The following is a 24,147-nucleotide window of genomic DNA, read 5'->3' as shown; positions in this document are numbered from 1 at the left end:
CGAGATTTCCATGGCTCATGTATCCCAGGTCAGAATTCCCGCGACCTATATGCGTGGTGGCACCAGCAAGGGCGTGTTCTTCCGGCTGCAAGACCTTCCGGAAAGCTGTCAGGTGCCCGGCGCGGCGCGCGACAAGCTGTTCATGCGCGTGATCGGCAGCCCCGATCCGTACTCGGCGCATATCGACGGCATGGGTGGCGCCACGTCCAGCACCAGCAAGTGCGTGATCCTGTCAAAAAGCACTCGGCCTGATCACGATGTCGAGTACCTCTATGGTCAGGTGTCGATCGACAAGCCGTTCGTCGACTGGAGTGGCAACTGCGGCAACCTTTCGACCGGTGCTGGTGCGTTTGCGCTGCATGCAGGGCTGGTGGATGCCGAGCGTATTCCGCAGAACGGTACCTGTGTGGTGCGGATCTGGCAGGCCAACATCGGCAAAACCATCATTGCCCATGTGCCGGTCACTGATGGCCAGGCGCAGGAAACTGGCGATTTCGAGCTGGACGGCGTGACCTTCCCGGCTGCCGAGATCGTGCTCGAATTCCTCGATCCGTCGGATGATGGCGAGGAGGGCGGCTCGATGTTCCCTACCGGCAATCTCGTGGATGAGCTGGAGGTGCCTGGGGTCGGTACGCTCAAGGCGACCATGATCAGCGCCGGCATCCCGACGGTGTTCGTCAATGCCGAGGATATCGGCTACCAGGGCACCGAGCTGCGCGAGGACATCAACGGCAACCCCGAGGCGCTGGCGCGGCTGGAGGCGATTCGTGTGGCCGGTGCCTTGCGCATGGGTTTGATCAAGACCGCTGAAGAGGCACTGACCCGGCAACACACGCCAAAGGTCGCCTTTGTTTCCCGGCCGAAAAGCTATCGGGCCTCCAGCGGAAAGACCATCGATGCAGCTGAGGTCGATCTGCTCGTGCGGGCGTTGTCGATGGGCAAGCTGCACCACGCGATGATGGGTACCTGCGCGGTGGCCATCGGCACAGCGGCGGCCGTTCCCGGTACGCTGGTCAATCTTGCTGCAGGCGGCGGTGAACGCCAGGCCGTGCGCTTCGGGCATCCGTCCGGCACGCTGCGGGTTGGGGCCGAGGCGAAACAGGTCGACGGCCAGTGGACCGTTACCAAAGCGATCATGAGTCGCAGCGCGCGGGTATTGATGGAGGGCTGGGTTCGCGTGCCAGGCGACGCGTTCTGATGGACTTCCGAGCGCCGACAACTGAATTCTTCTAGCTGAAAAACGCAAAAAGTCCGCACCAAGCGGACTTTTTGTTGTCTAGCGAAGCGGCGGTTATTTGAGTCGACGCTCGACGCCTTTCTCCACGAGGATCTTTGCGGAGATTTCCTCGACAGAGAAATGGGTCGAGTTGATGTAGTTGATGTTCTCGCGGCGGAAGAGATTTTCCACTTCGCGAACTTCGAACTCGCACTGGGCGAAACTGGCGTAACGACTGTTGGGTTTACGCTCGTGGCGAATGGCAGCCAGGCGGTCGGGATCAATGGTCAGGCCGAACAGCTTGTCCTTGTACTCCTTGAGCACGCTGGGCAGCTGCAGGCGCTCCATGTCGTCCTCGGTCAGCGGGTAGTTGGCGGCGCGGATGCCGTACTGCATCGCCATGTACAGACAAGTAGGCGTCTTGCCGCAGCGGGAAACGCCGACGAGGATCAGGTCGGCCTTGTCGTAATAGCGGGTGCGGGCGCCATCGTCGTTATCGAGCGCGAAGTTGACCGCGTCGATACGCTCCATGTAGTTGGCGTTGTGGCTGATGGAGTGGGATTTACCAACGGAATACGAGGAACGTGACATCAGCTCATGTTCCAGCGGAGCAAGGAACGAAGAGAAGATGTCGATCATGAAGCCATTGGATTCGGCCAGAATGTCACGGATTTCCTGGTTAACCAGCGTGTCGAAGATGATCGGCCGGCCACCGTCCTTTTCCGCGGCATTATTGATTTGCTGTACCATGGCCCGCGCTTTTTCCGCGGTGTCTATGTACGGGCGGGTCAGTTTCGTGAAGGTTATGTTCTCGAACTGTGCCAGAAGACTCTGGCCCAGGGTTTCTGCGGTGATGCCTGTGCCGTCCGAAATGAAGAAAGCAGTTCGTTTCATGTGCCTTGGGCCTTAAGTCGAGAACGGTTCCCAGCTATAGTAGGCCCTTCGCCGAGCCCGGTTGACGGGCATTGTTACTTATTTTGCAGGGTCGGGCCACAGTCGTGCGGCCAGGCCCCGGTTGAGTTTCCAACACTAATGTGGAGAGATCACCTTGGTAGAGTACGTAGTTTCCCTCGATAAGCTCGGCAATCATGACGTTGAGCGTGTAGGGGGCAAGAACGCCTCCCTCGGCGAGATGATCAGCAACCTCGCGGGCGCGGGTGTTTCGGTGCCTGGCGGTTTCGCCACTACGGCCCAGGCCTATCGTGATTTCATGGAGCTCAGCGGTCTCAATGAGCAGATCCATGCGCTTCTCGATGCGCTGGACGTGGATGACGTCAACGCCCTTGCCAAAGCCGGCGCGCAGATTCGCGGTTGGGTGATGGAAGCACAGTTCCCGCCGCAACTGGATGCCGATATCCGCACCGCCTTCGCGGAAATGTCCGGCGGCAATGACAACATGGCAGTCGCGGTGCGTTCCTCGGCTACCGCAGAAGACCTGCCGGATGCTTCGTTCGCCGGTCAGCAGGAAACCTTCCTCAACATCCGCGGCGTGGACAACGTGATCCGCGCGACCAAGGAAGTGTTCGCCTCGCTGTTCAATGACCGTGCCATTGCTTACCGCGTGCACCAGGGCTTCGATCACAAGCTGGTCGCCCTGTCTGCCGGTGTGCAGCGCATGGTGCGTTCGGAAACCGGCACCGCTGGTGTCATGTTCACGCTGGATACCGAATCCGGCTTCCGTGACGTGGTGTTCATCACCGGTGCCTACGGCCTGGGTGAGACCGTCGTTCAGGGCGCGGTCAATCCGGACGAATTCTACGTGCACAAGCACACTCTGGAAGCCGGCCGTCCCGCCATCCTGCGCCGCAACCTGGGCAGCAAGGCGATCAAGATGGTCTACGGCGCTGAAGCCAGTGCCGGCAAGTCGGTCAAGACTGTCGATGTCGACCAGGCCGATCGCATGCGCTTCTGCCTGACGGACGAAGAAGTGACCAACCTCGCCAAGCAGGCGATGACCATCGAGAAGCACTACGGTCGTCCGATGGACATCGAATGGGCCAAAGATGGCGATGACAACCAGCTGTATATCGTCCAGGCGCGTCCGGAAACCGTTAAGAGCCGCAGCAGCGCCAATGTCATGGAGCGCTACCTGCTGAAGGAAAAAGGCACCGTGCTGGTCGAAGGCCGTGCCATCGGTCAACGCATCGGCGCTGGCCCGGTCAAGGTCATCCACGACGTCAGCGAAATGGACAAGGTCCAGCCGGGCGACGTGCTGGTTTCCGACATGACCGACCCGGATTGGGAGCCGGTGATGAAGCGCGCCAGCGCCATCGTCACCAACCGTGGCGGGCGTACTTGCCATGCGGCGATCATCGCCCGCGAACTGGGCATTCCCGCTGTGGTGGGTTGCGGTAATGCTACCGAGCTGCTGAAAGACGGCCAGCGCGTGACCGTTTCCTGCGCCGAAGGCGACACCGGCCTGATCTTCGATGGTGAGCTGGGCTTCGACATTCGCCAGAACTCCATCGACGCCATGCCGGAACTGCCGTTCAAGATCATGATGAACGTCGGCAATCCTGACCGTGCCTTCGACTTCGCGCATCTGCCGAACGAAGGCGTCGGCCTGGCGCGTCTCGAGTTCATCATCAACCGCATGATCGGCGTGCACCCCAAGGCGCTGCTGAACTTCGAAGGCCTGCCAGCCGATGTGAAGAGCAGCGTCGAGAAGCGCATTGCAGGCTACGACGATCCCGTCAATTTCTACGTCGAGAAGCTGGTCGAGGGCGTAAGTACCCTGGCAGCCGCCTTCTGGCCGAAGAAGGTCATCGTGCGCCTGTCGGACTTCAAGTCCAACGAATACGCCAACCTGATCGGCGGCAAGCTGTACGAGCCGGAAGAAGAAAACCCGATGCTGGGCTTCCGCGGTGCCTCGCGTTACATCAGTGACTCGTTCCGCGACTGCTTCGAGCTCGAATGCCGCGCGATGAAGAAGGTCCGCGACGTCATGGGTCTGACCAACGTCGAGCTGATGGTTCCCTTCGTGCGCACCCTGGGCGAAGCCTCGCAGGTCATCGATCTGTTGGCGAAGTACGGCCTCAAGCGTGGCGAGAATGGCCTGCGCGTCATCATGATGTGCGAGCTGCCGTCCAACGCTCTGCTGGCGGATGAGTTCCTGGAGTTCTTCGATGGTTTCTCCATCGGCTCGAACGACATGACTCAGCTGACCCTGGGTCTGGACCGCGACTCCGGCATCATCGCCCACCTGTTCGACGAACGTAACCCGGCGGTGAAGAAGCTGCTCGCCAACGCCATCCAGGCCTGCAACAAGGCCGGCAAGTACATCGGTATCTGTGGTCAGGGACCATCGGATCACCCTGACTTGGCCAAGTGGCTGATGGAGCAGGGCATCGAGAGCGTATCCCTCAACCCGGATTCGGTTCTCGACACCTGGTTCTTCCTCGCCGACCGTGAGATCTAACGGTTGAGTTGGTAACAAAAACGGGGCGTCAGCCCCGTTTTTGTTGGTGCTGATAATCGTCATTCCAGCGATTTCGTTCCGCCTAGGGCGTTCAGCGGCTAATATGCGCGCCTATATGGCTGTACGCTGGATGTCGCCGTAATTTCCAAGCAGAAGGAGCTTCCCATGCAATACGTCACGCCTGATCTGTGCGACGCCTATCCGGAACTCGTGCAAGTCGTCGAACCGCTGTTCAGCAACTTCGGTGGCCGCGATTCCTTTGGTGGTGAGATCGTGACCATCAAATGCTTCGAGGACAATTCCCTGGTCAAGGATCAGGTTGATGTCGACGGCACCGGCAAGGTGCTGGTGGTCGATGGTGGCGGCTCGCTCCGTCGCGCCTTGCTGGGCGACATGCTTGCAGAGAAAGCGGCACGCAACGGCTGGGAAGGTCTGGTCATTTATGGCTGTGTGCGGGATGTCGATGTCCTCGCGCAGACCGAGCTTGGCGTTCAGGCGCTGGCCAGTCATCCGATGAAAACCGACAAGCGCGGCATCGGTGATCTCAATGTTCCGGTGACCTTCTGTGGCGTGACGTTTCGCCCGGGCGAGTACGTGTATGCCGATAACAACGGCATCATCGTATCGCCTGAGCCGCTGTCGATGCCGGAGTAGAAGGCCGCGTAAACGGCTGCGTCAGTCATTACCCTTGAGCCCGGCGATGCCGGGCTTTTCATGAGCAACGACGGAACGGATAAATGCGGGAAACCGAAAACGACCAGTGCGGGTTGATCCATGCCTTCGTTTTAGATGGCAGCGGTGGTGCGCGGCAGGTCGGTTACAGCGATCTGGCCGAGCTGCAGCTTGCCGCTTGCGAGAGCATCTGGTTGCACTGGGATCGTGGGCAACCGCAGGCGCATGAGTGGCTACGTAGGCACAGCGGGCTCAGTCCTTTCGCCTGTGACGTTCTGCTCGAGGAAAACACGCGGCCGCGCATGCTGACGCTTCCACATGAAGAGCTGCTGCTGTTTTTGCGCGGGGTGAACCTGAATCCCGACGCGGAGCCGGAGGACATGGTTTCCGTGCGCGTCTTCGCCGATCGGCAGCGGGTCATCTCCCTTCGGCTGAGACCGCTGCGCTCAACTGAAGTGGTCATTCGGTTACTGACGGAGGGTAGGGGGCCGAAGTCGGCGTCCGAGCTTCTTCTTTATCTGGCTGAGGCGATGACGGACCGCGTAGACGATCTGGTCATGCAGCTGGGTGAGCGAATCGACGACGAAGAGGAGGCGCTTGAAAGTAACGAGCGCTATACGCCGGAGCACGATTCGATGCTCTCCCTGCGCCGGCAGGCGGCAGGGCTGCGTCGCTTCCTGCTGCCCCAGCGAGAGCTTTACGGACAGCTGACGCGCCATCGGCTGAGCTGGTTCGCCGAGGACGATACCGAGTACTGGAATGAGCTGAGCAACCGGCTAACCCGCTATCTGGAAGAGCTCGATATGGTTCGTGAGCGGATAAACCTTGTGCTCGAGTCGGAGCACCGCAGGCTCAGCGAGCGAATGAACCGCACCATGTACCTGCTTGCTATCATTACCGGCTTTTTCCTGCCGCTGAGCTTTCTGACCGGGTTGCTCGGGATCAATGTCGGGGGCATCCCCGGCGCCGATTTCCCGTATGGATTCGTCGTGGCCTGCGTGCTGATCGGCGGTGTTGCGCTCCTTCAGTGGTGGATCCTGCGTCGGCTGCGTTGGGTTTGAATGTGACTCCTGCCCGGTCACAAGCCGTCTAGCCGACATACTTTAGCGAGGTTTGCATGCGCGATCCCTTCGAAGAATCCTTGCGCGACCTGCTTAACAAGCCTTCTGTCCATGACGACGATGCTTGCCTGGGTCGCGTTCTCAAAACGGCCAACCGCCAAGTCGGCGCAGGTGACCTTTTCGCGCTGATCGGGCATTGGCTGCAAGCGTTGATGATGGCCGTCAATAGCGGCAAGGGGCATCTCGCTCCCGTCTCTCGTCGAGAAACCTCCAACCGTTCATTCGATAAGGCTGACTGATCATGGAATTCGATCCCTGGACCCAAAGTCTTCTGGCAGCGATGAGTTCGCTGTGGGCTTCTGTCGCAGGCTTCATCCCCCGGCTTTTCGGCGCCCTGGTCGTGGTATTGCTGGGCTTTGTGGTGGCCAAACTGCTCGATACGCTGCTCTCTAAGGTGCTCGCCAAGGTAGGGTTGGATCGGTTGATGGCGGGCACTGGTCTTACCAAGCTGCTCGGTCGAGCAGGAATACGTATTCCAGTCTCGGCCCTGATCGGCAAGGTGGTGTACTGGTTTGTGCTGCTCATTTTCCTGGTTTCGGCGGCCGAGTCCCTGGGCCTGGAGCGTGTGTCAGCAACGCTGGATATGCTTGCGCTCTACGTACCCAAGGTATTCGGCGCAGCTTTGATTCTGCTGGCTGGTGTGCTGTTGGCGCAGTTGCTCAGCGGCCTGGTTCGTGGCGCCGCAGAAAGCGTCGGGCTGGACTACGCAAACGGCCTGGCACGAATGGCGCAGGGGCTGGTGATCATCATCAGCATTTCCGTCGCGATCGGACAGCTAGAGGTCAAGACAGAGCTTCTCAACTACGTTATCGCCATCGTGTTGATTACGGTCGGCCTGGCCGTGGCGCTGGCTTTTGGTCTCGGCAGTCGAGAGCTTGTCGCGCAGATACTGGCGGGTATCTATGTTCGCGAACTATACGAGGTGGGGCAGCGTGTCAGTCTTGGTGATCTGGAAGGCCAGATTGAAGAGATTGGTACGGTCAAAACGTTGTTACTGACCGACGATGGAGAGCTGGCTTCGGTCGCCAATAAAGTTCTCCTAGAGCAGCGAGTGGGCAGCCGGTAGCCATGTGATTCTGGTAAAGTACGTCGCCTTTTTTCCGGTTTCCATGTATGGCGGCCGTGACTTTGACTGCCGGCTCGAAGCGTCTTGACTAAAACCCCATCGTCCATATCGCGCTACGACCCTCGCCAGCTCACCGACGAAGAGCTGGTGCAGCACGCGCATGTCGAGCTGTTTCATATAACGCGCGCTTATGAAGAGCTGATGCGTCGTTATCAGCGCACTTTGTTTAATGTGTGCGCGCGTTATTTGGGAAACGAGCGGGACGCCGACGATGTTTGTCAGGAGGTGATGCTCAAGGTTCTTTATGGCTTGAAAAACTTTGAAGGCAAGTCGAAGTTTAAAACATGGCTATACAGCATCACTTATAACGAATGTATTACTCAATATCGCAAGGAGCGTCGAAAGAGACGTCTGCTTGATGCGCTTAGTCTGGATCCGCTTGAAGAGGCTTCAGATGAAAAAGCCCCGAAAATCGAAGAAAAGACCGGGCTTGACCGTTGGCTGATACATGTGAATCCGATTGATCGGGAAATATTGGTGTTGCGTTTTGTTGCTGAGCTCGAGTTTCAGGAAATAGCCGATATCATGCACATGGGTCTAAGCGCAACGAAGATGCGCTACAAGCGTGCGCTCGATAAGCTTCGCGAAAAATTTTCCGATACAGCTGAAACTTAATTCCGGAAACTTGTCTTATACCTTGCGAACAGCTTGGGCATACAGACAGCCGGTTTCCTTAGATTGTTCTGATTCTAACCACCAGATGGGGATTTACGGATGAAACTTAAAAACACCTTAGGCGTCGTTATCGGTTCGATGGTTGCCGCCACTTCTCTCAGCGCGCTGGCCCAAGGACAGGGTGCCGTAGAGGTGGAAGCGTTCGGTAAGCACTACTTCACCGATAGCTCGCGTGACGTTCAGCGTGACGGCGAGCTCTACGGCGCTGGCGTGAGCTACTTCCTGACCGACGATGTTTCGCTGGGTCTTTCCTATGGCGAATACCACGACCTGACCTCCAAGGATCCGGTCGGCGTTGATGGCGGCCACAAGAACATCAAGGGCAGTCTGACCTCCCTCGATGCCGCTTACCATTTCGGCGCGCCAGGTGTTGGCCTGCGTCCTTACGTCTCCGCTGGCGTTGCACACCAGAGCATCGGTCAGGCTGACCGTGGTGGTCGCGATCGCAGCACCTTCGCTAACGTTGGTACCGGCCTGAAGTACTACTTCACCGAGAACTTCTTCGCCAAGGCGAGCGTCGACGGCATGTACAACATCGATGCGGATGAAGCCGAGTGGATGGCTGGCGTTGGTGTCGGCCTGAACTTTGGTGGCGGCGCGCGTCAGGTGGCAGCGGTTGAGCCGACTCCAGAGCCGGCACCGGCTCCGATCGTCGACACTGAGCCAGAGCCGGCTCCGGAACTGGTACGTGTTGAACTGGACGTCAAGTTCGACTTCGACAAGTCGCGCGTTCGTGAAGAAAGCTACAGCGATATCAAAAACCTCGCTGACTTCATGCAGCAGTACCCGCAGACCAGCACTACCGTTGAAGGTCACACCGACTCGGTTGGTACCGATCAGTACAACCAGCGTCTGTCCGAGCGTCGCGCCGAAGCCGTGCGTAACGTTCTGGTCAATGAGTACGGCGTTGAGGGTGGCCGCGTGAACTCCGTAGGTTACGGTGAGTCCCGTCCAGTTGCTGACAACTCTACCGAGGAAGGTCGTCAGATCAACCGTCGCGTTGAGGCTGAAGTAGAAGCTCAGGTTCAGTAATCCGAGTCAGCTACTCCTGGAAGAGCCCGGCTAGTCCGGGCTTTTCTTTGTCCGGAGAAAAGCGGTTCCCTTGCTGAGCGTAATGTTCTTGCGGGGTTCGGGTTGAAGGTGTTGCAGTAAACGACCGAATGCTTCGCTGACGAATGTGTCGGCCGGCATGCTGTTGATCACATGGGCAGCTCTGGCTTGTTTGGTGATCTGGCGTAGTCAGGCATAAGCGAAAAGCATGCATAAAAAACCCCGCCGAAGCGGGGTTTTTTCATTGCTTTAACGCGTCATCAGACTTCGACGACCTTGATCTTGGCCTTCTCCGCGGCGTCACGGAATTCGGCGATCTGGTCGAAGGACAGGTAGCGATAGATATCGGCAGCCATGCTGTCGATGTTCTTCGCGTATTCCATGTACTCCGCGACGGTCGGCAGCTTGCCAATGATCGAGGCAACTGCAGCCAGCTCAGCCGATGCCAGGTAGACGTTGGTGGCGTCCCCGAGGCGGTTCGGGAAGTTACGGGTCGAGGTGGAAACCACGGTAGAACCGGTCTGAACGCGAGCCTGGTTACCCATGCACAGCGAGCAGCCTGGCATTTCCATGCGTGCACCGGCCTTGCCGTAGATGCCGTAGTAGCCTTCCTCGGTCAGCTGGTGAGCGTCCATCTTGGTCGGCGGGGCCAGCCACAGACGGGTCGGGATGCCGCCCTTGACCTTGTCCAGCAGCTTGCCGGCAGCACGGAAGTGACCGATGTTGGTCATGCAGGAACCGATGAAGACTTCGTCGATCTTCTCGCCAGCAACGGTGGACAGCAGGCGGGCATCGTCCGGGTCGTTCGGTGCGCAGAGCACGGGCTCTTTCACTTCGGCCAGGTCGATTTCGATTACTGCAGCGTATTCGGCGTCCTTGTCTGCTTCCAGCAGCTTCGGATCGGCCAGCCAGGCTTCCATCGCCTGAGCGCGGCGCTCCAGGGTGCGGGCATCGCCATAACCTTCGCTGATCATCCAGCGCAGCATGGTGATGTTCGACTTCAGGTACTCGGCGATCGAATCTTCCGGCAGCTTGATGGTGCAGCCAGCAGCCGAACGCTCGGCGGACGCATCGGACAGCTCGAAAGCCTGCTCGACGGTCAGCTGATTCAGGCCTTCGATCTCGAGAATGCGACCAGAGAAGATGTTCTTCTTGCCTTTCTTCTCGACGGTCAGCAGGCCCTGCTGAATGGCGTAGTAGGGGATGGCGTGAACCAGGTCACGCAGGGTGATGCCAGGTTGCATCTGACCCTTGAAGCGCACCAGTACGGATTCCGGCATGTCCAGCGGCATGACGCCAGTGGCGGCAGCGAAGGCGACCAGGCCGGAACCAGCCGGGAAGGAGATGCCGATCGGGAAGCGGGTGTGCGAGTCACCACCGGTACCAACGGTATCCGGCAGCAGCATGCGGTTCAGCCAGCTGTGGATGATGCCGTCGCCGGGACGCAGGGACACGCCGCTGCGGTTCATGATGAAGTCCGGCAGGGTGTGGTGGGTGTTGACGTCGATCGGCTTCGGATAGGCAGCGGTGTGGCAGAACGACTGCATGACCAGGTCGGCGGAGAAGCCCAGGCAAGCCAGGTCCTTCAGCTCGTCGCGGGTCATCGGGCCAGTGGTGTCCTGGGAGCCCACGGTGGTCATCTTCGGCTCGCAATAGGTGCCCGGACGGACGCCTTTGCCTTCCGGCAGACCGCAGGCGCGACCGACCATCTTCTGTGCGAGGGTGAAACCCTTGCCGCTGTCTGCCGGCGCTTCCGGCTTCTTGAACAGAGTGGACGGAGCCAGACCCATCTCGGCGCGAGCCTTTTCGGTCAGGCCGCGGCCAATGATCAGCGGGATACGACCGCCTGCACGGACTTCGTCCAGCAGTACGTCGGTTTTCAGTTCGAAGGTGGTGATGACTTCATCGGTGCCGTGCTTGCAAACCTTGCCAGCGTAGGGATAAACGTCGATCACGTCGCCCATGGCCAGGTTGCTGCAATCAAATTCGATCGGCAGGGCGCCGGCGTCTTCCATGGTGTTGTAGAAGATCGGAGCGATCTTGGTTCCGAAGCAGAAGCCACCGGCGCGCTTGTTCGGGACGTTCGGGATGTCGTCACCGAAGAACCACAGTACGGAGTTGGTGGCCGACTTGCGCGAGGAACCGGTGCCGACCACGTCGCCGACGTAAGCAACCGGGAAGCCCTTGGCTTTCAGTTCTTCCATCTGCTTGATCGGGCCGACGGAGCCGGGTACGTCCGGGTTGATGCCGTCGCGAGCCATTTTCAGCATGGCCAGGGCGTGCAGCGGAATGTCAGGGCGCGACCAGGCATCCGGCGCAGGCGACAGGTCGTCGGTGTTGGTTTCGCCAGTGACCTTGAATACCGACAGGGAAACTTTTTCGGCAACAGCTGGACGATTGGTGAACCACTCACCCTCGGCCCAGGACTGCATTACGGCCTTGGCGTGCTCGTTGCCAGCTTTTGCTTTCTCGGCTACGTCGTGGAAGGCATCGAACATCAGCAGGGTGTGCTTCAGCTGCTCGGCGGCAACTGCGCCCAGCTCGGCGCTGTCCAGCAGTTCGACCAGGGTGGAAATGTTGTAGCCGCCCTGCATGGTGCCCAGCAGCTCGACGGCGCGCTGCTTGCTCAGCAGCGGCGAGGAGGTTTCACCTTTGGCCAGGGCGGACAGGAAACCGGCCTTGACGTAGGCGGCTTCGTCGACGCCAGCAGGGACGCGGTTGGTGATCAGATCAACGAGGAATTCTTCTTCGCCGGCCGGTGGGTTCTTCAGCAGCTCGACCAGACCTGCGGTTTGCTCGGCGTTCAGCGGCTGGGGCACGACGCCCTGGGCGGCACGCTCTTCTACGTGTTTGCGATAGGCTTCAAGCACAGTTTTTACCCTCATCATTGGTCCCTTGGGTGTTTCGGGACGCGCATCCGGAAGCTGTTTTCAAAGTTTTACGCCGGGCGGGCGAGGCCGGATGGGCAGGGGGAAAGGCAAATCTGCGCATCCGGCACGCAGCCGGTTCAACTGTGCTCGTGACGCTTTGAAAACAGCTTCGTATGGAATGTGGCGCCAAAAACGGCGGGCCGATACTACTGGAAACAGGCCAAAAAGTTAAGTCGCCTGCCGGTCGCGCCGCTCGGGCGGGGAGTGACGGGATCGCCTATGCGTAAGGCTGCAGCCCCGTCCGACGCGGGCTCGAGGTGATGTGAAGACGTTCTGATCATTTACATGGATGACCGTGCTAGGACAAAAGTCTAAGATGCTCGGCCCGCCACGACCTGTTTCGCTTATGTCCACACAGCGCATCAAAACTCCCTGCATCGGTCTGTGCTCAACGGTTTACGGCGATATCGTCTGCCGCGGGTGCAAGCGCTTTCATCACGAGGTCGTGAACTGGAATGCGTATGACGAGGAGGAAAAGCGCGCGGTCTGGCGGCGGCTGGAAATCCTGCTGGCGCAGGTCATGGCTGCCAAACTCGAGGTCTTCGATGCCTCGCTGTTGCGCCAGCAACTTGAGAGCAGGCGGGTTCGCTTCGTCGCGGAGCAGTCGCCGTATTGTTGGGCCTACCAGCTGATCGCTCGCGGTGCCCGCGTCATTCAGCAACTCGAGGCATATGGCGTTGCGCTATTGCCGGAGTTCCGTGACTGGCCGCTTCCGGAGTTGCGAGACGCCATCGATCAGGAGTTCTTTTTGCTCTCCGAGGCCCATTACGAGCGGTACATCGCGCCACGCTTTCTTCTGGAAGGCATGGATCTCAGGGTTTGAAGCGAGGCCCCGTCAGGGGCTTCGCTCGTGGGCTCAGTGGCGGACCAGATCTTCGAGATGGTCGATGATGTCGTCGGGCTTCAGCACCAGCACGTCGCTTTCCAGCGTATCGAGCACCACTTCGGCAGTATTGCCCATCAGGGCGCCCGAGAAACCGGTGCGGGCGACAGTGCCTATGACCGTGACGACTGCCTTGAGCTGGTGGCAGACGCGGGGAATCAGCGCATCTGCCGGGCCTTCCTCGATATGTAGCTGAGCGTCCGGAATATCGAACTCTTCCTGGAATTGCTTGCAGGCCTCACGGTACCGCGCTTCGATGGTTTCCTTTAGCTGGAACGCTGGGTCGGCAGCCGAGAGCATCGCCGAGGGATGAGCGCTGATTACGTGCAGCTTGCCATCAGCGAGGCTGGCGATTTCGAAGCCATGATTGACGATCGTCGCATGCAGGGTGCGGTGTTCCAGATCGGAATTGCCGACGTCTACCGCGGCGAGGATGCTACCCCCGGTCCACGGATTCGCGGTTTTAACCATGAGCACCGGGCAGGGGCAGTAGCGCAGCAGCTTCCAGTCTTCCGGAGTGAGCAGAGCCCGCTTGAGCGGGTTGTCCGGCACGTGCTGCTTGACGACCAATCCACAGCCTTCAGCCTGCTGCACGGTGATGATCGTTTGGTGAATGCTGTCGTGCCACGCTTGTTGTGTACTGACTTGGTGTCCGTCGCTCTCGAGCTGTTCGCGCAGTGCGGCCAGATGAGCGCTGTGATCATGCTTTGCATCGCATGTCAGCAGATGCAGGCGGGACTGACTGACGCTCGAGATCAAGCGGGCGCGTTTCAGTGCCAGCTCTTGTGGCTGGTTCGGGTCAATTACCACGAGGATGCAGCGAATGGCTTGCATGATCGGCTCCATTTCCAGATGCGGGTTGGTCAACTATAGACAAGCCTGGGATGTCAGCCGTGATGTACGTCAAGCAAGGCTGGATGCTCCGCGCGGCATTCGTATAATGCCCGCCCGACGCGGAGCGGTGCCATGCGCCTGCCCGCTTATTTTGTTCCTGAATATGCAGGGTTCGACATGCTTCCTGATCTGAATGATTTTCTCGGTTGCGCTACACCCGCGGCATGGGTGGGCGCGGCGTTGCGGAATCAGGATGTAATGCTGATCGACCATGGCAACTGCGAAAAGAAGGCTGCGGGGGCAGCGTTCCAGTTGATGTTCCGCTACGTAGACAAGCCCGACCTGCAGAACAAGATGTCGCGCCTGGCACGGGAGGAGCTGCGTCATTTCGAGCAGGTGCTGGCAATCGTTCGTCGACGCGAAATCCCGCTGCGCAATGTGGGCTCGTCTCGCTATGCGGCTGGCCTGCGCGAGCTGGTGCGCAACCACGAGCCGTATCGGTTGACCGATACTCTGGTGATTGGCGCTTTCATAGAGGCGCGTTCCTGCGAGCGTTTCGCCATGTTGGTTCCGCATCTTGACGAGGAGCTAGGCAAGTTCTATCACGGCCTGCTCAAATCGGAGGCGCGCCATTTCCAGGATTACTTGAAGTTGGCCTACCAGTACGGTGAACCAGCGGATGTGGACGCCACGATCATCCGGGTGCGTGAGCGTGAGCGCGAGCTCATCGAAAGCCCGGATGATGAGTTCCGTTTTCACAGCGGCGTGCCGCTGAGCGCTTAGCTCAGCTCGAACGGCGCCTGATGGAAGCCGCTTTCGTCCACCTGGAGCGCCCATCCCTGTCGGTCCCAGTCGCCTAACACGATACGTTGGGCGGTCTGGCCGTTTACTACCAGGTCATGCGTCGCCGGACGATGGGTGTGACCATGGATCAATATTCGCACGCGATATTCTGCCAGCACACGCGGGATCAGCTCCGGGGTGACATCGATGATGTCGCTGGCCTTCATGCGGGTCTGGGTGCGGCTTTCATTGCGCAGCTTGCGCGCCAGTTTTCGGCGTGTGGACAGCGGTAGATTGCGCAGAACGAACAAACTGAACGGGTTGCGCAGCAAGCGCCGCAGGCGCATGTAACCCTCGTCGCGGCTGCACAGGCTGTCGCCGTGCATCAGCAGGACGCGCTCACCGTTAAGCTCGACCACGCTCGGGTCGGCCAGCAGCGTGCAGCCCGCTGCGCGGCAGAAGCTCTTGCCCAGCATGAAGTCTCGATTGCCGTGCATCAGATAGATGCGCGTGCCGCCCCCGCTCAAGCTACGCATGGCCTGCGCGATTGAGCGCTGAAAGGGTGTCATTGCATCGTCGCCGATCCAGACCTCGAAAAAGTCGCCGAGGATGTACAGCGCTTCGGCCTGGCAGGCGCGTGTTTCGAGAAAATGCAGAAACGCCCGGGAAATATCCGGGCGTTCCTCTTCCAGATGCAGATCCGAAATCAGCAGGATCACTCGCTGTTACTCGACGATTTCGGCTTTCTCGATTACCACATCTTCCACTGGAACGTCCTGATGGCCGGACTTCATGGTGGTCGCCACGGCCTTGATCTTCTCGACCACGTCCATGCCTTCGGTCACTTCACCGAACACCGCATAACCCCAGCCTTGAACGGTCGGCGCGCTATGGTCGAGGAAGTCGTTGTCCTTCACGTTGATGAAGAACTGTGCGGAAGCGGAGTGCGGCTCCATGGTGCGAGCCATGGCCAGGGTGCCGGTCTTGTTCGACAGGCCGTTGTTGGCCTCGTTCTTGATTGGCGCGCGAGTGGTTTTTTGTTTCATGCCAGGCTCGAAGCCGCCACCCTGGATCATGAAGTTGCTGATCACGCGGTGGAAAATGGTGCCGTCGTAGTGGCCGCTCTTCACGTATTCCTTGAAGTTGGCGGTGGTTTCCGGAGCTTTGTCTTCGAACAGGTTGACGGTGATGACGCCGTAGTTGGTGTGCAGTTTGATCATCGGGGAGAGGTTCCGTTTTCGTTGGGCTGGCCAAGTGCAGGGCAGGCCGCTGCAAGGGGTCGTCGATACCGAGTGCCGCCAATGGCTGATGGCAGTGCCGCCTGGGCGCATTGCTCTGTCAGGGGGTTGACGGGTCCGCTATGATAAGCGCTTTGATTTGGTCGGCCTACCCTGAGCCGCACTCGCTGATCGTTAAGGACATCATGAGCAAGCCCGAGACTCCCGCCGCTAGCAACTTTCTCCGCCCGATCGTCCAGTCCGACCTGGACTCCGGCAAGCACGCCAAGATCGTCACTCGTTTCCCGCCAGAGCCCAACGGCTACCTGCATATTGGCCATGCGAAGTCGATCTGCCTGAACTTCGGCCTGGCGAAAGAGTTCGGCGGCGAGTGCAATCTGCGCTTCGATGACACCAATCCGGCCAAGGAAGATCAGGAATACATCGACGCGATCAAGAGTGACGTCGAGTGGCTGGGGTTCCAGTGGGCTGGCGAGGAGCGCTATGCCTCCAATTATTTCGATCAGCTGCACGAGTGGGCAATCCACCTGATCAAGGCTGGCAAGGCTTACGTTTGCGATCTGACCCCCGAGCAGGCGCGCGAGTACCGCGGCAGCCTGACCGAGCCAGGTAGGAACAGCCCGTTCCGCGAGCGCTCCGTCGAAGAAAACCTCGATTTGTTTGCGCGCATGAAGGCGGGCGAATTTCCGGACGGCGCGCGCGCGCTGCGGGCGAAGATCGACATGGCTTCACCGAACATGAACCTGCGTGATCCGATCCTTTATCGCATCCGTCATGCGCACCACCACCAGACCGGCGACAAGTGGTGCATCTATCCCAGCTACGATTTCACCCATGGTCAGTCGGATGCCATCGAAGGCATTACGCATTCAATCTGCACGCTGGAATTCGAGGATCATCGCCCGCTGTACGAATGGTTCCTGGCCAACCTGCCGGTGCCAGCGCAGCCGCGTCAGTACGAATTCGCTCGCCTCAATCTGAATTACACCATCACCAGCAAGCGCAAGCTCAAGCAGCTGGTCGATGAGAAGCATGTGAGTGGTTGGGACGATCCGCGGATGTCGACGCTCTCCGGCTTCCGGCGCCGCGGCTACACCCCGGCGTCGATCCGTAACTTCTGCGACATGATCGGCGTTAACCGTGCTGGTGGTGTGGTCGACATCGGTATGCTGGAGTTCGCGATTCGTGAGGACCTGGACGCCAACGCAGCGCGTGCGATGTGCGTGCTCAAGCCGCTCAAGGTGGTGATCACCAACTACCCGGAAGGTCAGGTCGAGAACCTCGAGCTGCCGCGTCATCCGAAGCAGGACATGGGCGTGCGGGTGCTGCCGTTCAGTCGCGAGATCTATATTGACGCAAGTGACTTCGAAGAAGTCCCACCGGCCGGATTCAAGCGCCTCATCCCGGGCGGTGAAGTCCGCCTGCGCGGCAGTTACGTAATCCGCGCCGACGAGGCCGTGAAAGACGAGGCGGGCAATATCGTCGAGCTGCGCTGCTCGTATGACGACAACACCCTGGGTAAGAACCCCGAGGGCCGCAAGGTCAAAGGCGTGATCCACTGGGTACCGGCTGCCGAGAGCGTGGAGTGCGAGGTGCGCCTGTACGACCGCCTGTTCCGCTCGGCTAATCCGGAGAAGGACGAGGAGGGCGGTAGCTTCCTCGACAATATCAACCCCGAGTCGCTGGTAGTGCTCAAGGGTTGCCGTGCCGAGCCTTCACTTGCTAACGCCGAACCGGAAGAGCGCTTCCAGTTCGAGCGTGAAGGCTATTTCTGTGCCGACCTGAAGGACAGCAAGCCGGGCGCACCAGTGTTCAACCGCACCGTCACGCTGCGTGACTCCTGGGGTCAATGATGGCGCTGTCGATCTACAATACCCTGACCAAGACCAAGGAAGCCTTCCGCCCATTGGAAGGCAACAAGGTGCGCATGTATGTCTGCGGCATGACGGTCTATGACTTCTGCCATATCGGGCATGCGCGGGTGATGGTCGCGTTCGATGTAGTGACTCGCTGGTTGCGCCACCGAGGTTATGACGTGACCTACGTGCGCAATATCACCGACATCGACGACAAGATCATTCGCCGTGCCGGCGAGAACGGCGAGCCGTTCCAGGCCCTGGTCGAGCGCATGATCGCCGCCATGCACGAGGACGAGACGCGCCTCAACGTGTTGCGTCCTGATATCGAGCCGCGCGCTACTGATCACATCGCTGGCATGCACCAGATGATCCAGACACTGATCGACAAGGGCTTCGCCTACGCGCCGGGCAACGGCGATGTCTATTACCGTGTCGGCAAGTTCGTCGGTTACGGCAAGCTGTCGCGGCGCAAGATCGAGGACCTGAAAATCGGCGCGCGCATCGAGATCGATGAGGCCAAGCAAGATCCGCTGGATTTCGTGCTGTGGAAGGGCGCCAAACCGGGCGAGCCGAGCTGGAGTTCGCCGTGGGGTGCCGGGCGCCCGGGCTGGCATATCGAGTGCTCGGTGATGTCGACCTGCTGCCTGGGTGAGACGTTCGACATTCATGGTGGCGGTCCGGATCTGGTGTTCCCGCACCACGAAAATGAGATCGCGCAGAGCGAAGCGGCCACCGGCAAGCAGTACGCCAACGCTTGGATGCACGCCGGCGCGGTGCGTGTCGATGGCGAGAAGATGTCCAAGAGCCTGGGCAACTTCTTCACCATCCGCGAGGTGCTGGAAAAATATCACCCGGAGGTGGTGCGCTATCTGCTGGTGTCCAGTCACTACCGCAGTCCGATCAACTACTCGGAAGACAGTCTGCGCGAAGCGAAGAGCGCGCTGGAACGCTTCTACAACGGCCTCAAGGGTCTGCCGAATGTAGCGCCTGCAGGTGGTGACGAGTTCGTCGCTCGCTTCGCTACGGCGATGGATGATGACTTCAACTCGCCTGAAGCCTGCGCAGTGCTGTTCGATATGATCCGTGAGGTCAATCGCCTGCGTGAGTCTGATCCGACCGCGGCTGCGCAGCTGGCCGCGCGCCTCAAGGAATTGGCTAGCGTATTGGGCGTGTTGCAGCTCGAGCCTGAAGCCTTCCTGCAAGCTGGCGCGGCGGGAAAGGTCGATGCAGCTGAAGTCGAGGCACTGATCGCTGCGCGCCTCACAGCTCGAGCTGAAAAGAACTGGGCCGAATCCGATCGCATCCGCGACCAGCTCACCGCGATGGGTGTGGTGCTGGAGGATGGAAAAGGCGGTACGACCTGGCGTCTGGCTGAATAAGGAACGACGTAATCAAAAACGGCACCGAAAGGCGCCGTTCTTGCTTCAGCTCTGGGTATCAGCCGTGCAGGTGTTCGGCTGCATGCAACGTATTTTCGAGTAGGCAGGCGCGGGTCATCGGGCCGACGCCACCCGGGACAGGGGTGATCCAGGCAGCGCGTTCGCTGGCTGGCCCGAACTCCACATCACCCAGCAGGCGCCCGTCGGCCTGGCGGTTGATGCCCACATCGATGACGATCGCGCCGGGCTTGATCCATTCGCCCTTGACCAGCCCGGTGATGCCGGTGGCGACCACGACCAGGTCGGCACGCTGGACATGCTCGGCCAGGTTATGGGTAAAGCGATGAGTCACGGTGGTGGTGCAACCGGCTAGCAGGAGCTCCAGCGCCATCGGTCGGCCGACGATGTTGGAGGCGCCCACGACTACTGCGTCCAGGCCGTGCAGGTCGACCCCCGTGCTTTCCAGCAGCGTCATGATCCCCTTCGGGGTGCAAGGACGCAGCAGCGGCATGCGTTGGGCCAGGCGGCCGACGTTGTAGGGGTGGAATCCATCCACGTCCTTGTCGGGGCGGATCCGCTCGAGCAACTGAGACGCGTCGAGGTGCTTGGGCAGCGGTAGCTGCACAAGAATGCCATCGATGGAGGCATCGCCATTGAGCTGATCGATCAGGGCGAGCAGGTCCTCTTGGCGAGTATCGCTCGGCAGGTCATGGGCAACCGAGTTGAAACCCACCTCCTCGCAATCCTTGCGCTTGTGTGCCACGTAGACCTGGGAGGCGGGGTCGCTGCCTACCAGGATCACGGCGAGGCCAGGTGCGCGGAGCCCTTGGGCGCGGCGTTCGGCAACACGACCGGAGATCTGTTGGCGAATGTTGGCAGCAATCGTTTTACCGTCGATCAGTTTTGCGGTCATGACGCTTGGTTAACCATAGGAGAGGACTTGGAAAGGGCGCGTATTCTCGCATGTCGCGGCGATGTGGCAAAGGCGAAGCAGCTACCAGCACCTGTAACTCCTTTATCTAACTGAAATTTTTTTAAATTTGCTGTTGACGACTGTTTTGAGCCTCTATAACATTCGCCCCGCTTGTCGAGCACAGCCTGCTGCTGGGTAAGATGGCTTTCGAAGAGGGTAACTTCTTCAATGGCCGGAGCTTCAAGTCTGCGCTCCGAACAGAATGCAGATAAAGCGCCCGTAGCTCAGCTGGATAGAGCATCCGCCTTCTAAGCGGATGGTCGCAGGTTCGAGTCCTGCCGGGTGCGCCATTACGGGCTCTGGCACAAGCAAATGCAATATGGTGGGCGTAGCTCAGTTGGTAGAGCACAGGATTGTGGCTCCTGGTGTCGAGGGTTCGATCCCCTTCGTCCACCCCATATTCCCGAAAACGCCAGGCACTGCCTGGCGTTTTCGTTTAAGCCTGCTTGGCGGACGTGGTGAAATTGGTAGACACACCAGATTTAGGTTCTGGCGCCGTAAGGTGTGAGAGTTCGAGTCTCTCCGTCCGCACCATCACATGATTTCGAGACTCTGTAAGAAGAATCGAAAATCGCTGAAAGCCCCGTGATAGGGGCTTTTTTGTGTCTGCTGTTTTGATGCGTGAGACTACCTATCCCGCCGTCGTCTGCGTGCTCAATGGCAGAGTCAGTAGGGCGGCATGGGTTCACCCTCGTCGCCATAGGCGGCTCAGTCGATACCATGCGGAGCGTTGCAGCTCTGGTGGTTCAGGCCAGTGGGCCTTCTTGCTTTCGCATTGCACAATGCCGTTGGTGCCAAGCCTCAGGCGCCAGCGCTGGGCTGCTGGGAAGTGCTCGCCAGGATTGGTGTGCAGCAGCAGCAGGTTGTAGTCGTGTTGCTTCTCGATGGGGTGGGCCTGGACTAAACCTTTGCTGTCGTCACCAGCGGAATCATCGCCTTCGGCCTGGACAAACAGCTTGTTGTGGCTCGCCTGGATCATCGCGCAAAGCTGTTCGCAATCCAGCGTGAGTCGCTCTCGAATCTGGTCGTGCTCCAGTGCTGCCTTGTCCAGAGTCAGCAGCACGCGATAGCAGATGATCTGCCGTTCCTCGTTGGTGGCCCACTTGCCTGAGTGTTCCCGAACCAACGGCGGCAGATCGGGCAGCTTGCGGTAGTCGAGCCAGACCCGTTGCAGCGCAAGCAACTTACCGGTGTAGGGCATCAACAGACGAACCTTCCAGCGCGGCTTGCCTTTGCGCAGCCTGCGGGTGATGGCGGTGATCATGTCGTCGCGCAGCAGATCACGGACGGCATAGACCAGCGCGATTACCAGCAGAAGAGTGAGCGAGAGTTTCTCGCTGGCGTCGCGCGCATTGAACAGGAAGTAGGTGAAAATCGACATGATCAGCATCGTCGACATCGCCTTGACCAGCTTGTGTGTGCCGGCCCCCAGCTCCGTGATCTTTGCGCGCAACATTACCGGATACTCCAGCAGCCGGTGGTACAGCGCCATGCGATTCCATATGCGTGTCGGGGTTCCGTGGAAGTCGCTCAGGTACTCACGCTCCTTGCGATATCTGCGTTCCTGGCGCAGGAACTCCGCCACCGATTGCTTGAGCTCTTCGTCGAGGGTCGCGTAGCTCTCGAGGCTCATGCTTTCCAAGAGGAATTGCTCGGCATGCCACGAGAAATAGATGTCCATCTGACGGAAGTAGCGCTGCTGATTGCTCTGCTTCGGGCTGGATTTGCGCAGGCGTTGCGCAAAGTTCTGGCTGAGTCGCAGGGCACGCGCTACGGGCTCTGCCACAGCCCCGGACGTGAGCATCTGCTGGCGCAGCCGCTCCATCGAGGCCTGGTACTGGAAGAACCAGGAGCCATACATGATTTCGTAGTGCGGTGAGAGCAGCACGAAGGATTGGTCAGCCTTGCTGATGCGGTCCTTCGACGGCATGCCAAGCAGCCCGAAACTGTGCGTCAGGGTGGTAAAGAAAAACTGTTCTTCCGACAGGGTCCAGGCCGACAGGTTGCTCTCGTGCGGGGTGAACAGATACAGCTCAATCTTGTGCCGTCCAGGCTGCTTCAGCGTACGGGTCAGCTGCAGGCGGAAATCACCTTTGCGCTTGAGAGAGAACACGGAACCCCCAATGAGAGTAGAACGCGGCCAGCTTACCAAGCTTCGCTAGCAGGTACGCTTAGCTGACGGGCTTCTGGGCTGATGGCTTTGTCGAGGAAGGCTTTTAGCACGAGCTACCTCGCGGCGATCTACATGCAGAGGTTGAAGCAATTGCTCGCCGCATTCGTGAATGGTTGTCAGGCCGCCGCCAGCTGGCGGCGGCCATTGCACCTCCGATAAGCGCGCGGTTGTCCTGCGGTTCACCGCAGCCATTGATTTACGTACTGCTAATAGCGAAAGGCCCGGTTTGAGCGTCGAGTTGTATAACGTATTAAATTCATCCTATGATTGAAACATGGGATGAATTTGAGGGATTAACAATAATGTCGCTGCAGTACACCTCGCGCTCTTCGCTTGTTGAGCAGGTAATCGAGCAAATGCGATCGCAGATCAATGCCGGCGAATGGTTGCCGGGTATGCGAATTCCTACCGAAAGCCAGCTCAGCGACTCCTTAGGCGTTGGCAGAAACACCGTCAGAGAGGCGGTGCGGGCGCTGGTCCATACCGGGGTGCTGGAAGTCCGCCAGGGTGCGGGGACGTTCGTGCTCTCCAGTCGAGACCCGTCTGGGTTGCTCCAGAGCCTTGATCACGCCGCGCTGCATGACCAGCTCGAAGTTCGACGTGCGCTGGAGGTCGAAGCCGCGCGCCTGGCAGCATCGCGACGCACGGATGAGGACCTGCGAGCGATACATGATGCTCTCGGGGCGCGGGGGACTTGGAGCGATGAGGCCTCACTCGAGGCGTTCGTAGAAAGAGATGCCGATTTTCATCTGAGCATCGTTCGCGCCAGCCATAACGCCACGCTGCTTGAGATGTATCAGTTCTTCTGGGCGGGCCTGCAGAACACCATCGCCAAGACGGAGGGTGAACAACAGCTCCCGGAACCTACCTATGCAGCACACGCGGCCGTCTATGACGCCATAGCCCGCGGTTACCCGGAGCAGGCGGCCATCGCGGCCAGCGAGCTATTGAGCCCGGCGCTTGAGGCGCTAGCCAGCACTCTGGCAATTGATTCTCGTAACCCGGACGCAACGGAGTAGCACTTTCATGGATCATTCGATCACGACGTGGGCAATTCTGCTGGTTGCCGCTTTTCTTGGTGGCGGGCTGAACGCGATTGCCGGTGGCGGCAGTTTTTTCACGTTCCCGGCATTGGTTTATGCCGGCGTGCCTGCTGTGGCGGCGAATGCTTCAGGGACGCTCGCGCTTTTACCTGGCTATTTTGCAAGCACCTGGGGCTATCGAGAGGACCTGCGGCCGCCTGCGACGCTATCTATGGGTGCACTCGTTGCCATCAGCCTGGGCGGCGGTGCCGCAGGGGCGGCGTTGCTGCTGACCACCCCCGATGATGTGTTCCGTGCGATCGTTCCCTGGCTACTGCTTGTCGCGACGTTGCTGTTCGCCTTCGGGCCATGGTTGCTGCGCAGGTTCAAGCGCGATTCGACCGAGAGTGAAGCGAATGCAATGGTGCAGGGTTTCACCCTGGCGGTTGTCAGCGTATACGGCGGCTACTTCAATGGAGGTCTTGGCATCGTGCTGCTCGCTGCGTTCAGCTTGCTCGGTCACCGGGATATCAACTCGATGCAGGGGCTCAAGAATCTGGTGTCGTCAGTGCTGACCGCGATCGCGGTGTCGGTATATGCATTCGGCGGTGCCATTCTGTGGCGCGAGGCGTTGGTGATGATGCTGGCGGCAACCGTCGGCGGTTATGTCATGGCACGTGTCGGTCGACGGCTTCCTTCGAGCCTCGTTCGCGCCGTTGTGATCGTCACCGGGTCAGTTATGACAGTGCTCTTTTTCCGCAGTTGAAGCAGATGATGCCCTCGGCTCGGGCGTTC

General features: G+C 59.4%; 21 protein-coding genes and 3 tRNA genes. 17 read left to right on the top strand and 7 right to left on the bottom strand.

The genetic code is table 11. The annotated features are described in order from the left end of the window. Positions 1-10 precede the first annotated feature (10 nt). Positions 11-1,198 (top strand): 2-methylaconitate cis-trans isomerase PrpF, encoded by a 1,188-nt coding sequence (gene prpF, locus BHD08_RS09025; RefSeq protein WP_015277107.1) that lies wholly within the window; start codon positions 11-13, stop codon positions 1,196-1,198. Positions 1,199-1,291: 93 nt separating this feature from the next. Here the strand turns inward: prpF and BHD08_RS09020 are convergent, their stop codons facing one another. Continuing rightward, on the bottom strand, positions 1,292-2,110 hold the full coding sequence (locus BHD08_RS09020) for a pyruvate, water dikinase regulatory protein (protein ID WP_015277106.1): 819 nt from the start codon (positions 2,108-2,110) through the stop codon (positions 1,292-1,294). 154 nt (positions 2,111-2,264) lie between these two features. Here BHD08_RS09020 and ppsA point away from each other — a divergent pair, with 154 nt between their 5' ends. The 7 genes from ppsA to BHD08_RS08980 all read left to right on the top strand — a co-directional run bounded on the left by ppsA (position 2,265) and on the right by BHD08_RS08980 (position 9,260). Continuing rightward, complete coding sequence (gene ppsA / locus BHD08_RS09010) at positions 2,265-4,634, top strand: phosphoenolpyruvate synthase (RefSeq protein WP_015277105.1); 2,370 nt, start codon at positions 2,265-2,267, stop codon at positions 4,632-4,634. A gap of 165 nt (positions 4,635-4,799) precedes the next feature. Then, complete coding sequence (rraA, locus tag BHD08_RS09005; protein WP_125021658.1) at positions 4,800-5,288, top strand: ribonuclease E activity regulator RraA; 489 nt, start codon at positions 4,800-4,802, stop codon at positions 5,286-5,288. A gap of 83 nt (positions 5,289-5,371) precedes the next feature. Beyond that, positions 5,372-6,367 carry a zinc transporter ZntB gene (locus BHD08_RS09000; protein ID WP_125021656.1) on the top strand — a complete coding sequence of 332 codons (996 nt, stop codon included), beginning with the start codon at positions 5,372-5,374 and terminating at the stop codon, positions 6,365-6,367. Between the two features lie 56 nt (positions 6,368-6,423). Continuing rightward, positions 6,424-6,666, top strand: a complete 243-nt coding sequence (locus BHD08_RS08995) for a hypothetical protein (protein ID WP_015277102.1) — start codon at positions 6,424-6,426, stop codon at positions 6,664-6,666. Between the two features lie 2 nt (positions 6,667-6,668). Continuing rightward, complete coding sequence (locus tag BHD08_RS08990) at positions 6,669-7,493, top strand: mechanosensitive ion channel domain-containing protein (protein ID WP_015277101.1); 825 nt, start codon at positions 6,669-6,671, stop codon at positions 7,491-7,493. 84 nt (positions 7,494-7,577) lie between these two features. After that, on the top strand, positions 7,578-8,168 hold the full coding sequence (gene sigX / locus BHD08_RS08985; protein ID WP_125021654.1) for an RNA polymerase sigma factor SigX: 591 nt from the start codon (positions 7,578-7,580) through the stop codon (positions 8,166-8,168). A 99-nt stretch (positions 8,169-8,267) separates the two neighbouring features. Continuing rightward, on the top strand, positions 8,268-9,260 hold the full coding sequence (locus BHD08_RS08980) for an OmpA family protein (protein ID WP_125021652.1): 993 nt from the start codon (positions 8,268-8,270) through the stop codon (positions 9,258-9,260). Positions 9,261-9,538: 278 nt separating this feature from the next. On the opposite strand, the gene acnB is transcribed toward BHD08_RS08980, so the two are convergent. After that, positions 9,539-12,148 carry a bifunctional aconitate hydratase 2/2-methylisocitrate dehydratase gene (gene acnB / locus BHD08_RS08975; RefSeq protein WP_041756636.1) on the bottom strand — a complete coding sequence of 870 codons (2,610 nt, stop codon included), beginning with the start codon at positions 12,146-12,148 and terminating at the stop codon, positions 9,539-9,541. Positions 12,149-12,554: 406 nt separating this feature from the next. Here acnB and BHD08_RS08970 point away from each other — a divergent pair, with 406 nt between their 5' ends. Further along, positions 12,555-13,031, top strand: coding sequence for a DUF1289 domain-containing protein (locus tag BHD08_RS08970; RefSeq protein WP_125021650.1), 477 nt, complete (start codon positions 12,555-12,557; stop codon positions 13,029-13,031). Positions 13,032-13,064: 33 nt separating this feature from the next. Here BHD08_RS08970 and BHD08_RS08965 read toward each other — a convergent pair whose 3' ends face one another. After that, positions 13,065-13,925 (bottom strand): universal stress protein, encoded by an 861-nt coding sequence (locus BHD08_RS08965; protein ID WP_125021648.1) that lies wholly within the window; start codon positions 13,923-13,925, stop codon positions 13,065-13,067. A 177-nt stretch (positions 13,926-14,102) separates the two neighbouring features. Between BHD08_RS08965 and BHD08_RS08960 the strand changes: the two genes are divergently transcribed. After that, positions 14,103-14,708, top strand: coding sequence for a tRNA-(ms[2]io[6]A)-hydroxylase (locus tag BHD08_RS08960; protein WP_125022222.1), 606 nt, complete (start codon positions 14,103-14,105; stop codon positions 14,706-14,708). Here BHD08_RS08960 and lpxH read toward each other — a convergent pair. After that, positions 14,705-15,427 (bottom strand): UDP-2,3-diacylglucosamine diphosphatase, encoded by a 723-nt coding sequence (lpxH, locus tag BHD08_RS08955; RefSeq protein WP_125021646.1) that lies wholly within the window; start codon positions 15,425-15,427, stop codon positions 14,705-14,707. The genes BHD08_RS08960 and lpxH overlap by 4 nt on opposite strands. 6 nt (positions 15,428-15,433) lie before the next feature. Continuing rightward, complete coding sequence (locus tag BHD08_RS08950; protein WP_015277094.1) at positions 15,434-15,928, bottom strand: peptidylprolyl isomerase; 495 nt, start codon at positions 15,926-15,928, stop codon at positions 15,434-15,436. Between the two features lie 203 nt (positions 15,929-16,131). Between BHD08_RS08950 and BHD08_RS08945 the strand changes: the two genes are divergently transcribed. Next, entirely contained in the window at positions 16,132-17,799 is a 1,668-nt protein-coding gene (locus BHD08_RS08945; protein WP_125021644.1) for a glutamine--tRNA ligase/YqeY domain fusion protein, read from the top strand. After that, entirely contained in the window at positions 17,799-19,184 is a 1,386-nt protein-coding gene (gene cysS / locus BHD08_RS08940) for a cysteine--tRNA ligase (RefSeq protein WP_125021642.1), read from the top strand. The genes BHD08_RS08945 and cysS overlap by 1 nt, the downstream gene beginning before the upstream one ends. Positions 19,185-19,242: 58 nt before the next feature. Here the strand turns inward: cysS and folD are convergent, their stop codons facing one another. Beyond that, a complete protein-coding gene (gene folD / locus BHD08_RS08935; RefSeq protein WP_125021640.1) occupies positions 19,243-20,097 on the bottom strand; it encodes a bifunctional methylenetetrahydrofolate dehydrogenase/methenyltetrahydrofolate cyclohydrolase FolD in 855 nt (284 codons plus the stop codon). 273 nt (positions 20,098-20,370) lie between these two features. Between folD and BHD08_RS08930 the strand changes: the two genes are divergently transcribed. The 3 genes from BHD08_RS08930 (at position 20,371) to BHD08_RS08920 (ending at position 20,691) form a co-directional block, all read left to right on the top strand. Continuing rightward, positions 20,371-20,447: transfer RNA gene (locus BHD08_RS08930), tRNA-Arg, on the top strand. Between the two features lie 32 nt (positions 20,448-20,479). Then, positions 20,480-20,555 (top strand) — tRNA-His (locus tag BHD08_RS08925). Positions 20,556-20,606: 51 nt separating this feature from the next. Then, a tRNA-Leu gene (locus tag BHD08_RS08920) sits at positions 20,607-20,691 on the top strand. A gap of 151 nt (positions 20,692-20,842) precedes the next feature. On the opposite strand, the gene BHD08_RS08915 is transcribed toward BHD08_RS08920, so the two are convergent. Beyond that, positions 20,843-22,270, bottom strand: coding sequence for a hypothetical protein (locus tag BHD08_RS08915; protein WP_125021638.1), 1,428 nt, complete (start codon positions 22,268-22,270; stop codon positions 20,843-20,845). 362 nt (positions 22,271-22,632) lie between these two features. On the opposite strand from BHD08_RS08915, the gene BHD08_RS08910 reads away from it, so the two are divergent. Both BHD08_RS08910 and BHD08_RS08905 read left to right on the top strand, forming a co-directional pair. Continuing rightward, positions 22,633-23,349 (top strand): FadR/GntR family transcriptional regulator, encoded by a 717-nt coding sequence (locus tag BHD08_RS08910; protein ID WP_125021636.1) that lies wholly within the window; start codon positions 22,633-22,635, stop codon positions 23,347-23,349. A 7-nt stretch (positions 23,350-23,356) separates the two neighbouring features. After that, a complete protein-coding gene (locus BHD08_RS08905; RefSeq protein WP_015277088.1) occupies positions 23,357-24,118 on the top strand; it encodes a sulfite exporter TauE/SafE family protein in 762 nt (253 codons plus the stop codon). The last annotated feature ends 29 nt before the right edge of the window (positions 24,119-24,147 follow it).

The sequence above is a fragment of the Pseudomonas sp. SCT genome (genome assembly GCF_003864275.1).
Classification (GTDB): domain Bacteria; phylum Pseudomonadota; class Gammaproteobacteria; order Pseudomonadales; family Pseudomonadaceae; genus Stutzerimonas; species Stutzerimonas stutzeri_AE.
Note: the sequence above shows the minus strand (reverse complement) of the source record. Positions and strands in the feature narration are given on the sequence as shown.